Annotated in this window: 11 protein-coding genes; all 11 read left to right on the forward strand. The window is 43.6% G+C overall.

The genetic code is table 11. The features are described from left to right. Positions 1–1,267 (forward strand): P-loop NTPase fold protein (locus HMPREF9965_RS12655; protein WP_000530791.1); only part of this gene is annotated, 1,267 nt, incomplete at its 5' end. A 127-nt stretch (positions 1,268–1,394) separates the two neighbouring features. Beyond that, positions 1,395–3,008: a ribonuclease Y gene (locus tag HMPREF9965_RS09995; protein WP_000404953.1), complete on the forward strand. Its 1,614-nt coding sequence runs from the start codon at positions 1,395–1,397 to the stop codon at positions 3,006–3,008. A gap of 134 nt (positions 3,009–3,142) precedes the next feature. Further along, a complete protein-coding gene (gene gmk, locus HMPREF9965_RS10000; protein ID WP_000775041.1) occupies positions 3,143–3,769 on the forward strand; it encodes a guanylate kinase in 627 nt (208 codons plus the stop codon). Between the two features lie 24 nt (positions 3,770–3,793). Next, positions 3,794–4,108: a DNA-directed RNA polymerase subunit omega gene (rpoZ, locus tag HMPREF9965_RS10005; protein WP_002875802.1), complete on the forward strand. Its 315-nt coding sequence runs from the start codon at positions 3,794–3,796 to the stop codon at positions 4,106–4,108. Positions 4,109–4,173: 65 nt separating this feature from the next. Next, positions 4,174–6,570 carry a primosomal protein N' gene (locus HMPREF9965_RS10010; protein WP_000951891.1) on the forward strand — a complete coding sequence of 799 codons (2,397 nt, stop codon included), beginning with the start codon at positions 4,174–4,176 and terminating at the stop codon, positions 6,568–6,570. 12 nt (positions 6,571–6,582) lie between these two features. After that, on the forward strand, positions 6,583–7,518 hold the full coding sequence (fmt, locus tag HMPREF9965_RS10015) for a methionyl-tRNA formyltransferase (RefSeq protein WP_000163657.1): 936 nt from the start codon (positions 6,583–6,585) through the stop codon (positions 7,516–7,518). Continuing rightward, the gene (gene rsmB / locus HMPREF9965_RS10020; RefSeq protein WP_004243995.1) at positions 7,511–8,824 is read left to right on the forward strand and encodes a 16S rRNA (cytosine(967)-C(5))-methyltransferase RsmB; all 1,314 of its coding nucleotides are present in this window, start codon (positions 7,511–7,513) and stop codon (positions 8,822–8,824) included. The genes fmt and rsmB overlap by 8 nt, the downstream gene beginning before the upstream one ends. A gap of 15 nt (positions 8,825–8,839) precedes the next feature. Then, positions 8,840–9,580: a Stp1/IreP family PP2C-type Ser/Thr phosphatase gene (locus HMPREF9965_RS10025; RefSeq protein WP_000401537.1), complete on the forward strand. Its 741-nt coding sequence runs from the start codon at positions 8,840–8,842 to the stop codon at positions 9,578–9,580. Then, positions 9,577–11,460: a Stk1 family PASTA domain-containing Ser/Thr kinase gene (gene pknB / locus HMPREF9965_RS10030; protein ID WP_000614514.1), complete on the forward strand. Its 1,884-nt coding sequence runs from the start codon at positions 9,577–9,579 to the stop codon at positions 11,458–11,460. Before HMPREF9965_RS10025 ends, pknB begins: the two co-directional genes overlap by 4 nt. Positions 11,461–11,547: 87 nt before the next feature. Continuing rightward, the gene (locus HMPREF9965_RS10035; protein ID WP_000344526.1) at positions 11,548–12,306 is read left to right on the forward strand and encodes a threonine/serine exporter family protein; all 759 of its coding nucleotides are present in this window, start codon (positions 11,548–11,550) and stop codon (positions 12,304–12,306) included. Between the two features lies 1 nt (position 12,307). Then, positions 12,308–12,763 (forward strand): threonine/serine exporter family protein, encoded by a 456-nt coding sequence (locus HMPREF9965_RS10040; protein ID WP_000176900.1) that lies wholly within the window; start codon positions 12,308–12,310, stop codon positions 12,761–12,763. Positions 12,764–12,832 lie beyond the last annotated feature (69 nt).

The following is a 12,832-nucleotide window of genomic DNA, read 5'->3' on the forward strand; positions in this document are numbered from 1 at the left end:
TATTATTTCAATTTTGTATGAGAATCGTGTAATACTATTGTTAGCACTGACTATACCAACAATACTATTCTGGTTTTTAGACATAATTTTAAAAAAAGTTAGTTATAAGAAACTGGATCCAGAGCTGTTTCCGGAATATGATTTGGATGACTATCCTTATCAAACTCATCTGGTAGAGTTTTTAAATAGTCCAGACTCTATTCATAATGTCTTCTGGTTGGATGGTTCTTGGGGGAGTGGGAAAACATTTTTTATAAAGACATTTTTTGAAAATCAAATTTATAAAAAGAAAGAAATCTATTATATTTCCTGCTTTGGGATAAAAACAAGAGAGCAAGCCGAGAAAATATTGATCAATGAAATAGAAAAACAATCCATACTTGGAAATTTGGACTTTATTCCACTTGTTGGAGGAGTTTTTAAATGGTTCTTTAAAACAGTTGGAACGGATTTGATGAAGCGAGATTCTATCATTATTTTTGATGATTTTGAGCGTGTTTCATATGCAGAAACTTCAGATAACCCTTCAGATTACAATGATTTATTGGGTTATATTGACTATCTTTCTGAGAATAAAAGGTTTAAAATTATTGTAATTTTAAATAGTGAGGAAATTGGGTCAACAAAGGAACTTATTTATAGCAAATTTAAGCTAAATCAACATCAAATGGTATCTACAGAAGAAGTCATAGATAACATTTTGAAAAAGAGTAATTTGAGAGATGATGACCTTGGGAAAATTTTATCACTAATTTATAAAATTTATTATGTAGATATAGGTGAAAGAGTTGTAGAAAATAAAAATTCAAAAGTAAAAAAACCAAGTTTGAGAGAGTTCCAGAAGTCGTTAGAAGAACTTTCAAATATAACTGATAATAATGAGAAAGCAGACTACATTATCAATTGGATGAATGGTTGGGAAGAAACAGAGAGTGTACTTATGTCACTTGTGAAATATTTTGAAGAGAAACCGACAGGATTTCATGAGGGATATCTGTATGACACCTTAGAGAGTGAACTTTATCGGTATGAGATTGATAAAGCAATTCTAAAAGAGGAGTATTCTAGTATTGCTTCGGAAAATATTATTGAAGTTATTGATAAGAAAAAATCATATTTTAAAGAGTTGTTACATTATTTGTGGGAAAAAGGTTCGGAAATAAAAGAGTTAAGGAACTTGGTATACAAATACAATGAAAATGACAGCCTTGAATTTGAAATTGGCAAATTACCAGAAAAAGAATTAGAATACTATAAAGCAAAATAATTTTTCGAGTAAGACCCTCGAAAAATATATAGACACTCTTCAATTTGGGTTTGTGAAAATCGGTTTTTTATGATAGAATATTAAGGAATGTATGTCATTCGATAAACAAATTTAATGAGGTAAAAACATGGAAATCATGACCATTGCGATTGTTGTTTTTGCCGTCATCATTGGTTTAGTCATTGGATATGTCAGCATCTCAGCTAAGATGAAATCATCTCAAGAGGCTGCAGAGTTGATGCTTCTAAATGCTGAACAAGAAGCAACTAATTTACGAGGACAAGCTGAGCGCGAAGCGGATTTATTACTAAATGAAGCTAAGAGCGAAAGCAAGTCTCTTAAAAAAGAAGCACTATTGGAGGCCAAAGAGGAAGCCAGAAAATACCGTGAAGAAGTGGACGCTGAATTTAAGTCAGAACGTCAGGAACTCAAGCAAATTGAAAGTCGTTTGACGGAGAGAGCTACGAGTCTTGACCGCAAAGACGACAATTTGACGAACAAAGAAAAGACACTTGAACAAAAAGAACAAAGTATTTCTGATAGAGCAAAAAACCTTGATGCACGTGAAGAGCAATTAGAGGAAGTCGAAAGACAAAAAGAAGCTGAACTTGAACGTATCGGTTCCCTTTCCCAAGCTGAGGCTCGAGATATTATCTTGGCTCAAACAGAGGAAAACTTGACCAAGGAAATTGCTAGTCGCATTCGTGAGGCTGAGCAGGAAGTCAAGGAACGTTCAGACAAGATTGCTAAAGATATCTTGGTTCAGGCCATGCAGCGTATTGCTGGTGATTATGTAGCAGAGTCAACAAACTCGACAGTTCACCTGCCAGATGATACTATGAAGGGTCGCATTATCGGACGCGAAGGTCGAAATATTCGTACCTTTGAAAGTTTGACAGGGGTCGATGTGATTATCGACGATACACCGGAAGTGGTGACCTTGTCAGGATTTGATCCGATTCGTCGTGAGATTGCGCGCATGACCATGGAAATGTTGCTCAAGGATGGCCGTATCCACCCAGCTCGTATCGAGGAGTTGGTGGAGAAAAACCGTCAGGAGATTGACAATAAAATCCGTGAATATGGTGAGGCTGCTGCCTATGAGATTGGTGCGCCAAACCTTCATCCAGACTTAATGAAGATCATGGGACGCTTGCAGTTCCGTACTTCATATGGACAAAATGTCTTGCGTCATTCGATTGAGGTTGCTAAGTTATCTGGTATCATCGCCAGTGAACTTGGTGAAAATGCAGCTCTTGCCCGTCGTGCTGGATTCCTTCATGACATCGGGAAAGCTATTGACCGCGAGGTTGAAGGTAGCCACGTTGAGATTGGTACGGAGTTGGCACGCAAGTACAAGGAACACCCAGTTGTGGTGAATACTATTGCTAGCCACCACGGCGATGTGGAAGCCGAAAGCGTCATTGCAGTGATCGTTGCTGCAGCAGATGCCTTGAGTGCAGCACGTCCAGGTGCTCGTAGCGAGTCTCTTGAAAGCTATATCAAGCGTCTCCATGATTTGGAAGAAATTGCCAATGGCTTTGAAGGAGTGCAAAATAGCTTTGCCCTTCAAGCAGGTCGTGAAATCCGTATCATGGTTAATCCAGGACAAATCAAAGACGACAAAGTCACAATCTTGGCTCACAAAGTTCGTGAGAAAATTGAAAATAATCTCGATTACCCAGGAAATATCAAGGTAACCGTGATCCGCGAACTTCGTGCAGTAGATTATGCTAAATAAATAAGAAAGAGCAGTTGAAAAATTACTGCTTTTTTGTTACACTAGATAGAAAGACTGTAGAAGGATAACTGACGTGATCATCAGTATCCGAGAGAAATTTCACTTTATTTCACAGACTAACTAAAGGAGACATAATGGCAGACCGAGGCTTGCTAATCGTTTTTTCTGGTCCTTCAGGAGTTGGGAAAGGAACGGTTAGAAGAGAGATTTTTGAGAGTTCTGAGAATCAATTTCAATACTCTGTATCGATGACGACGCGTGCGCAACGTCCTGGTGAAGTGGACGGGGTGGACTATTTCTTCCGTACTCGTGAAGAGTTTGAAGAGCTGATCCGTCAAGGTCAGATGTTGGAATATGCAGAATATGTCGGTAACTACTATGGAACTCCTCTGACCTATGTCAATGAAACTTTGGACAAGGGAATCGATGTCTTTCTGGAGATTGAAGTGCAGGGAGCTCTTCAGGTTAAGAAGAAAGTTCCAGATGCTGTCTTTATCTTCCTAACACCACCAGATTTGGATGAATTACAAGATCGTTTGGTAGGTCGTGGAACAGATAGCGCTGAAGTGATTGCCCAACGAATCGAAAAAGCCAAGGAAGAAATTGCCCTCATGCGTGAGTATGATTATGCCATTGTCAACGATCAGGTGCCCCTCGCCGCTGAACGTGTCAAGCGTGTGATCGAAGCAGAACACTTCCGTGTGGACCGTGTCATTGGTCACTACCAGGAGATGTTGCCAAAATCTCCAACTACTCGATAAACTATAGGAAACAGGTACAAGCAAATGATGTTAAAACCCTCTATCGATACCTTGCTGGACAAGGTACCATCAAAATATTCACTCGTAATCTTGGAAGCAAAGCGTGCCCACGAACTAGAAGCAGGCGCGCCAGCAACTCAAGAGTTTAAGTCTGAAAAATCAACTCTTCGTGCTTTAGAAGAAATCGAGTCTGGAAACGTTACGATTCACCCAGATCCAGAAGGAAAACGTGAAGCGGTTCGTCTCCGTATCGAAGAAGAAAAACGCCGCAGAGAAGAAGAAGAAAAGAAAATTAAAGAGCAAATCGCTAAAGAAAAAGAAGATGGTGAAAAAATTTAAGGTTGGGGGGACTCAATCTTATTTTTTCTATTGCAAGAATTTACTGACAAGAAGGAGGTGAGAAGATGGCGATCGCAAAGATTATCGTGGATGTTCCCCTAATGCAGACGGACCAGCCCTACAGTTACAAGGTCCCTGAGGAATTTATAGACATGCTGGAAGTCGGTATGCGGGTCCATGTCCCCTTCGGCAAGGGCAATCGTTTAATCCAAGGAATTGTGTTGGGCTTGGAGTTCCAGTCGGATGAAGAAGTGGCTGATCAGGACTTGAAAGAGATTGCAGAGGTGCTAGACTTTTCTCCTGTCTTGACTCAAGAGCAACTCTGGCTAGCTGAGGAGCTACGAAAGTCCGTCTTTTCTTACAAAATCTCCATCCTAAAAGCCATGCTACCGGGATTTTTAAATTCCAGTTATGATAAGATTCTCTATCCTCTGGAAGGTTTGAGTCGGCAAGACAAAGAGCGCTTGTTTGGTTCAGAAGATTCGCTAGCCTTTTCTTCTCTAGACTTGGCCAAGCAGGCTGAGATGATGCGTTTGACTAGGAAAGGTCTGCTCCGCTTAGAATACCAGGCAGTCGATCAAAAGAAGGTCAAGACCCAGTCTTGGTATGAGATCCATGTTGAGCAGTTAGAAGGTATTGAGATTTCTGCGCGTGCTAAGAAAAAGGCAGAACTGAGAGACTATCTGCTGTCTCATCCTGAAAGTGCGCCTCTGGCTAGTTTGTTAGAATCCTACTCGCGGGAGCAAGTCAATTTCTTTGTGGAGCAAGGTGCTGTGTCCATAGTCCAAAAGGAAGTGCAACGTTCAGCTGCTTATTTCGAAGGCATTGAAGCCAGCCAACCTTTGGAATTGAATTCTGAACAAAGACAGGCGCGTGATGCCGTTGTCAGTGCTATTGGCAGTCAACAACCTCCCTTCCTCCTTCAAGGGATTACAGGAAGTGGGAAAACTGAGGTTTACTTGCAGATTATCCAAGGAGCCTTGGACAAGGGTAAGACGGCTATTTTGCTGGTACCTGAGATTTCTCTGACGCCACAAATGACGGAGCGTTTCATTGCTCGTTTTGGCGAGAAAGTGGCCATTCTTCACTCAGGCCTGTCCAATGGTGAAAAGTACGACGAATGGCGCAAGGTCGAGCGTGGAGATGCTCAAGTTGTTGTTGGAGCCAGATCGGCCATCTTTGCTCCTCTGAAAAATCTCGGTGTCATCATTATCGATGAAGAGCATGAAGCTAGCTACAAGCAAGACAGCAATCCCCGTTATCATGCTAGAGAGGTCGCCATTTTACGAGCCCAGTACAATCAAGCAGCCCTGGTCCTTGGTTCGGCAACACCGAGCTTAGAAAGCCGTGCGCGGGCTGGAAAAGGTGTCTATCAACACTTACGTCTGACCCAACGGGCCAATCCTTTAGCCACCATTCCTGAGGTTCAAGTGATTGACTTTCGTGACTATATCGGGCAGAATGAGACGTCAAACTTTACCCCTCCTTTGCTAGAAGCTATCCAAGACCGTCTGGATAAAAAAGAGCAGGTAGTCCTCATGCTCAACCGTCGGGGTTATTCTAGCTTTGTTATGTGTCGGGAGTGTGGGACGGTGGATAGTTGTCCCAACTGTGACATTTCCTTGACTCTCCACATGGATACCAAGACCATGAACTGCCATTATTGTGGCTTTTCGAAGGGAATTCCTCATGTCTGTCCCAACTGTCAGAGCCGCAGCATTCGTTACTATGGGACAGGGACACAGAAGGCTTATGACGAGCTAGCAGAACTCTTTCCTCAGGCACACATTTTGCGGATGGATGTGGATACGACTCGAAAGAAAGGCAGTCACCAAGCTCTTCTTGACCAGTTTGGGCGAGGGGAAGCAGATATCTTGTTGGGAACTCAGATGATTGCTAAGGGCTTGGATTTTCCCAATGTGACCCTAGTCGGAGTGCTCAATGCGGATACGGCCCTAAACTTGCCTGATTTCCGTTCTTCTGAGAGAACCTTCCAACTCTTAACTCAGGTGGCAGGTCGGGCAGGTCGGGCAGAAAAAGCTGGGCAGGTCTTGATCCAGTCTTACAATCCAGAGCATTATGCCATTCGTTTTGCTAAAGACCAAGACTATGAAGGCTTTTATGCCTATGAAATGGGTATCAGGCGCCAACTCGGCTACCCGCCTTATTATTTCACGATTGGGATTACCCTCTCTCACAAGAAAGAAGAAGAGGTTGTCAAACGTGCCTATGAAGTCATGGGAATTTTGCGCTCAGGTTTATCGGAAACTAGTAAAATCCTTGGACCAACGCCAAAACCCATCGCCCGTACTCACAACCTTTATCATTACCAGATTTTGATTAAATACCGTTTAGAAGATGAGCTGGGACCAACTCTGAATCATGTCTTGGCTCTTACTCAAGAACGGGAAAATAGCGAGCTTCGTCTCAGTATTGACCATGAGCCGCAACAATTTTTATAAGAAGGAGAAGAAATGACAAAACTAATCTTTATGGGAACTCCCGATTTTTCAGCGACAGTTTTGAAGGGGTTGTTATCAGATGATCGTTACGAGATTCTAGCTGTTGTGACCCAGCCAGACCGCGCTGTCGGTCGTAAAAAAGTAATCCAAGAAACCCCAGTCAAGCAGGCTGCCAAAGAAGCTGGCCTTCCTATCTACCAGCCTGAAAAATTATCTGGAAGTCCAGAGATGGAAGCCATTATGAAGCTAGGAGCGGATGGGATTGTGACTGCTGCTTTTGGGCAATTTCTCCCAAGTAAACTCCTTGATAGCATGGACTTTGCGGTCAACGTTCACGCCTCCCTTCTTCCAAAACACCGTGGTGGCGCCCCCATTCACTATGCCTTGATTCAAGGGGATGAGGAAGCTGGTGTGACCATTATGGAGATGGTCAAGGAAATGGATGCAGGGGATATGATTTCTCGTCGCAGTATTCCTATCACAGATGAGGACAATGTCGGCACCTTATTTGAGAAATTAGCGATTGTTGGTCGTGACTTGCTTTTGGACACCCTTCCTGGCTATATTGCTGGGGAGATCAAACCTGTGCCTCAGGATCCAAGCCAAGTCACTTTCTCGCCAAATATCAAGCCAGAAGAAGAAAAACTGGATTGGAACAAAACTAACCGTCAACTTTTTAACCAAATCCGAGGGATGAATCCATGGCCTGTTGCCCATACTTTTCTCAAGGGAGACCGCTTTAAGATCTATGAAGCCCTACCTGTAGAAGGTCAGGGAGCTCCAGGCGAGATCCTCTCAATTGGCAAGAAGGAATTGATTGTCGCTACGGCAGAAGGGGCTCTGTCTCTCAAGCAAGTGCAGCCAGCTGGGAAGCCTAAGATGGACATTACTTCCTTCCTCAACGGAGTTGGACGGACATTGACTGTAGGAGAGCGATTTGGTGACTAAAGTAGAAACGGCTAGAAGTCTAGCCCTAGCAGTATTAGAGGATGTTTTGGTTAACCAAGCATACTCAAATATTGCCTTAAACAAACACCTCAAGGGGAGTCAACTCTCGGCAGCGGACAAGGGCTTGGTAACTGAGATTGTCTACGGAACGGTAGCACGTAAACTGACTCTGGAATGGTACCTGTCCCACTTTATCGAAGACCGGGATAAGCTAGATAACTGGCTCTATATCCTGCTCCTTCTGAGCGCCTACCAACTTCGGTATCTGGATAAGGTTCCTAATCACGCTGTAGTCAATGAAGCTGTGGAAATAGCCAAAGTCCGTAAAAAAGGCAGTGAAAAATTGGTCAACGCCGTCCTTCGTCGTATCTTGCGAGAAGGGTGGCCAGACATTGACAGTATTAAACGCAAAAACAAGCGTGATTCCATTGCCTATTCTCTCCCAGTTTGGCTAGTATCTAAGCTCAAGGAAGAATACGGCGAAGAGCGAGCGCAAGCTATTTTTGAAAGTCTCTTGGTGCGCAACAAAGCGAGTATCCGGGTGACCGACTTGAGTCGAAAAGAGGAAATCAAAGCTTTGTTAGAGGCGACTGATTCTCTCTTGGCAACCACTGGTCTGGTCAAGGAGCAAGGTCACTTTGCAGGCCATGATTTGTTCGCAGAAGGAGCCATTACCATACAAGACGAGTCCAGTCAATTGGTTGCTCCGACCCTTCGTCTACAAGGTGATGAGCAGGTACTGGATGCCTGTGCCGCTCCTGGCGGAAAAACAGTCCATATGGCCTCTTACCTCACATCGGGTAAGGTGACGGCTTTGGACCTTTATGATCACAAGTTGGACTTGATCCAAGAAAACGCCCAACGTTTGGGGGTAGCAGATCGAGTGCAAACGCAAAAATTGGACGCCAGAAAAGTTCATGAGTTTTTCGATCGTGACTCGTTTGACAAGATTTTAGTAGATGCTCCTTGTTCTGGGATTGGACTCTTGCGCCGAAAACCGGATATCAAATACAATAAAGAAATGGCGGATTTCGCATCATTACAGCAAATTCAGCTGGAAATACTAGGTAGTGTTTGTCAAACCTTACGAAAAGGTGGTATAATAACGTATAGTACCTGCACTATCGTCTCAGAGGAAAACTTTCAAGTCGTTCAGGCATTTTTAGAAAGTCACCCCGAGTTCGAGCAGGTTAAACTAGAACACGAATGCAAGGATATTTTGAAGGATGGCTGTATCTTGATTACTCCTGAACTATACGGAAGTGATGGATTCTTTATCAGCCAATTCCGCAAGATATCAGATTAGGAAGGAACTGACACAATGGAAATAGCATTATTAACAGATGTTGGTCAGAAACGAACAAATAACCAAGACTATGTCAATCACTTTGTCAACCGAGCAGGGCGCACCATGATCCTCTTGGCTGATGGGATGGGAGGCCACCGTGCAGGCAATATCGCTAGTGAGATGGCGGTGACAGATCTGGGCGTGGCTTGGGTTGATACCCAAATCGACACCGTCAATGAGATCCGTGAATGGTTTGCCCACTATCTGGAACTTGAAAATCAAAAAATTCATCAGATGGGGAAAGACGAAGCCTATAAGGGGATGGGAACAACGCTTGAAGCAGTAGCCATTATTGGAAATCAAGCTATTTATGCCCATATTGGTGATTCTCGTATTGGTTTGATCCGTGGTGAAGATTATCGCCAGCTCACAAGTGATCATTCTTTGGTTAATGCTCTGCTAAAGGCTGGCCAGCTAACTCCAGAGGAGGCAGAAGTTCATCCGCAGAAAAATATCATTACCCAATCCATTGGGCAAAAAGATGAAATTCAACCAGATTTTGGCATGGTTAGCCTAGAGCCAGGAGACTACCTCTTGCTCAACAGTGACGGCTTGACCAATATGATCTCAGGAAGCGATATCTACGATATTGTAACGAGTGATATTTCCTTGGCAGACAAGGCGGCAACTTTGATTCGTTTTGCCAACAATGCAGGTGGTTTAGACAATATCACCGTTGCCCTTGTTCACATGAATGAGGAGGAAGTAGAATGATCCAGATCGGCAAGATTTTTGCCGGACGATATCGGATTGTCAAACAGATTGGTCGAGGAGGCATGGCGGATGTTTACTTGGCCAAGGATTTGATCCTAGACGGGGAAGAAGTGGCAGTTAAGGTCCTGAGGACTAACTATCAGACAGATCCGATTGCTGTGGCACGTTTTCAACGTGAAGCGAGAGCCATGGCGGATCTGGATCATCCCCATATCGTTCGAATAACAGATATCGGTGAGGAAGACGGTCAGCAGTATCTAGCTATGGAGTATGTGGCAGGGCTTGACCTCAAACGTTATATCAAAGAACACTCCCCTCTCTCAAATGAAGAAGCCGTCCGTATTATGGGACAGATTCTCTTGGCGATGCGTCTGGCGCATACGAGAGGGATTATCCACCGAGATTTGAAACCTCAAAATATCCTCTTGACACCAGATGGAACTGCCAAAGTTACAGACTTTGGGATTGCCGTGGCCTTTGCAGAGACCAGTCTGACACAGACCAATTCCATGCTCGGTTCAGTCCACTATCTCTCACCTGAGCAGGCTCGTGGTTCCAAGGCAACTGTGCAGAGTGACATCTATGCTATGGGGATTATTTTCTATGAAATGTTGACTGGACATATCCCTTATGATGGGGATAGTGCAGTGACTATTGCCCTCCAGCATTTCCAAAAACCACTTCCATCTGTTATTGCTGAGAATCCAGCAGTACCACAAGCTTTGGAAAATGTCGTTATCAAGGCAACGGCCAAGAAATTGACAGATCGCTACCAGTCTGTATCAGAAATGTATGTGGACTTGTCGAGTTGTTTGTCTCACAATCGTAGAAGAGAACCAAAGCTAGTCTTTGATGAGGCAAGCAAGGTTGATACCAAGACCTTGCCTAAAGTTCCACAAAGCACTCTAACCTCTATTCCGAAGGCTAAGCCACAATTAGAGCGACCTCAATCAAAAGAGCAGACTCAGCAGGTGGTAGATGAAGCACCAGTACCAAAACCAGCTAAAAAACGGAAGTTTAAAGCTCGCTACATGATTTTACTGGCCAGTGCCTTGCTAGTTGCAGCCTCTTTGATTTGGATCTTCTCCCGAACTCCGGCGACTATTGCTATTCCAAATGTATCGGGACAGACAGTAGCAGAGGCAAAAGAAGCCCTTAAAAAGGCTAATTTTGAAGTAGGTGAAGAAAAAACAGAGGCCAGTGAGACAGTAGCCGAAGGTCGCGTCATTCGAACAGACCCAGAAGCTGGAAGTGGTCGAAAAGAAGGAAGCAAAGTAAATCTAATCGTGTCTTCAGGTAAGCAATCCTTCCAACTAAGTAACTATGTAGGACGTAAGTCCTCGGATGTTGTCGCAGAGCTCAAAGAGAAAAAGGTTCCAGAAAATCTTATCAAGATTGAGGAAGAGGAATCTAGCGAAAGCGATCCAGGAACAGTCATTAGGCAAACCCCAGCTGCAGGAAGTACTTACGATCTCACGAAAGCCAGCACGATTACCCTAACAGTTGCTAAGAAGGTGACCAGTGTTTCGATGCCAAGTTACATTGGTTCAAGTCTCGAATTTACTAAGAACAATTTGACTCAGATTGTAGGTGTAAAAGAAGCTAATATCGAAGTTGTGGAAGTATCGACTGCTCCTGAAGGAACTACTGCAGGAACAGTTGTTAGTCAGGACCCTAAACCTGGAGAAAAGGTAGATCTCAATAAAACACGTGTTAAGATTTCTATTTATAAACCAAAACCACTTCCTTCTTCATCAAGTTCGTCTCAACACGGAAATCCAGGAACAGACACGACGCCTTCACAGAGTAACAATCAAGGTAGCAACCCTACAACGGATTCTTCAGATGGCAGTAGAACGTCAAGTAATGAACGAAATTAACCCAATCTTTGTCATGAAATCATGACAAAGATTTTTTTTCATGAACTTTTGTGATAGAATAAAGGGAGTAGAAAATAGGAGTAGAAAATGGACGAATCAAAAGAGTTAAATGCTGTCATTGATGTGATTATGCTAGCTGGAACCATTCTCTTGAAAAGTGGTTCGGAGATTCATCGGGTTGAGGACACCATGATTCGCATTGCCCATTCACAGGGAATAGTGGATTGCAATGTTCTTGCCATGCCCGCAGCTATTTTCTTCTCTATTGAAAATACCAATATTTCTCGGATGAAACGGGTGACGTCATCCTCCTATAACATCGAAAAAGTCTGTGATGTCAACCAAGTATCACGAGAACTTGTGGGTGGCCAGATTGATCTTTCTACAGCTTTTAAAAAGCTGAAGGAAATCAGAAATCAAGCTCTTCCTTATAGCAAGCTCCAAGTGACTGTAGCAGCAACCCTCAGTGCTCCTTTCTTCTCGATTATGTTTGGCGGCAATGTCTATGATGCTTTTGGAGCAGGCGTTGCGACCTTGTTTGGTTTTGCTTTCTCTCTCTATGTCGAGAAGTTTATCCGAATTCCTTTTGTAACAGCTTTTGCGGGTGCCTTTGTTTTTGGCTTGATTGCCCAGTTCTGGGCTCGCTATACTGGATTTCCTTCGACGGCAGACCTAATCATAGCAGGAGCCGTCATGCCCTTTGTTCCAGGGATTGCTCTGACCAATGCGGTACGGGATATCATGACCAATCATATCAACTCTGGTATGAGCAAGATGTTTGAATCCCTGCTCATTACCCTCGCTTTAGGGGCCGGCACCTCTGTCGCCCTGGTTTTGATGACATAAGATGACTCTAACAAGTATTTTACTCCAAGCAGTGGCGAGTTTGCTCGCCATTATAAACTTTCTAATCGTATTGAATGTCCAACGATCCATGCTTCTGCCTGGTGGGGTTTTGGGAATGGGTGTTTGGCTCCTCTATCTCGTACTCAAAGAACCAACCAATGTTATTGTTGCGACCTTTATTGCGGCGGTGGTAGGCTCTTGTATCAGCCAGATTTTAAGTATTGTCTATAAGACGCCAGCGGTGGTCTTTGTCTTGGCTATTCTTGCCCCCTTGGTGCCAGGTTATCTATCCTATCGGACGACAGCTTTCTTTGTGACGGGCGATTACAGTCATGCCCTTGCCAGCGCGACTTTGGTGGTTATGTTAGCCCTTGTTATTTCCATTGGAATGGCAAGTGGAACGGTGATTTTAAAGCTTTATTACTACATCCGAAAACAACGAGGAATCTCTTCCTAATGCAGTCAAAGCAAAGACTTGATTTGGTGAATCAAGTCTTTTTTCTCTCTTTTGCCCCTATTTGTGATA

The organism is Streptococcus mitis bv. 2 str. SK95 (assembly GCF_000222705.1).
GTDB classification, from domain to species: domain Bacteria; phylum Bacillota; class Bacilli; order Lactobacillales; family Streptococcaceae; genus Streptococcus; species Streptococcus mitis_AY.

Excerpts from the sequence above, each read along its gene's own strand:
- rpoZ (WP_002875802.1), top strand. The coding sequence starts at position 3,794 with ATGATGTTAAAACCCTCTATCGATACCTTGCTGGACAAGGTACCATCA.
- HMPREF9965_RS10010 (WP_000951891.1), top strand. The coding sequence starts at position 4,174 with ATGGCGATCGCAAAGATTATCGTGGATGTTCCCCTAATGCAGACGGAC.
- HMPREF9965_RS10035 (WP_000344526.1), top strand. The coding sequence starts at position 11,548 with ATGGACGAATCAAAAGAGTTAAATGCTGTCATTGATGTGATTATGCTA.
- HMPREF9965_RS09995 (WP_000404953.1), top strand. The coding sequence starts at position 1,395 with ATGGAAATCATGACCATTGCGATTGTTGTTTTTGCCGTCATCATTGGT.
- gmk (WP_000775041.1), top strand. The coding sequence starts at position 3,143 with ATGGCAGACCGAGGCTTGCTAATCGTTTTTTCTGGTCCTTCAGGAGTT.
- pknB (WP_000614514.1), top strand. The coding sequence starts at position 9,577 with ATGATCCAGATCGGCAAGATTTTTGCCGGACGATATCGGATTGTCAAA.
- HMPREF9965_RS10025 (WP_000401537.1), top strand. The coding sequence starts at position 8,840 with ATGGAAATAGCATTATTAACAGATGTTGGTCAGAAACGAACAAATAAC.
- HMPREF9965_RS10040 (WP_000176900.1), top strand. The coding sequence starts at position 12,308 with ATGACTCTAACAAGTATTTTACTCCAAGCAGTGGCGAGTTTGCTCGCC.
- fmt (WP_000163657.1), top strand. The coding sequence starts at position 6,583 with ATGACAAAACTAATCTTTATGGGAACTCCCGATTTTTCAGCGACAGTT.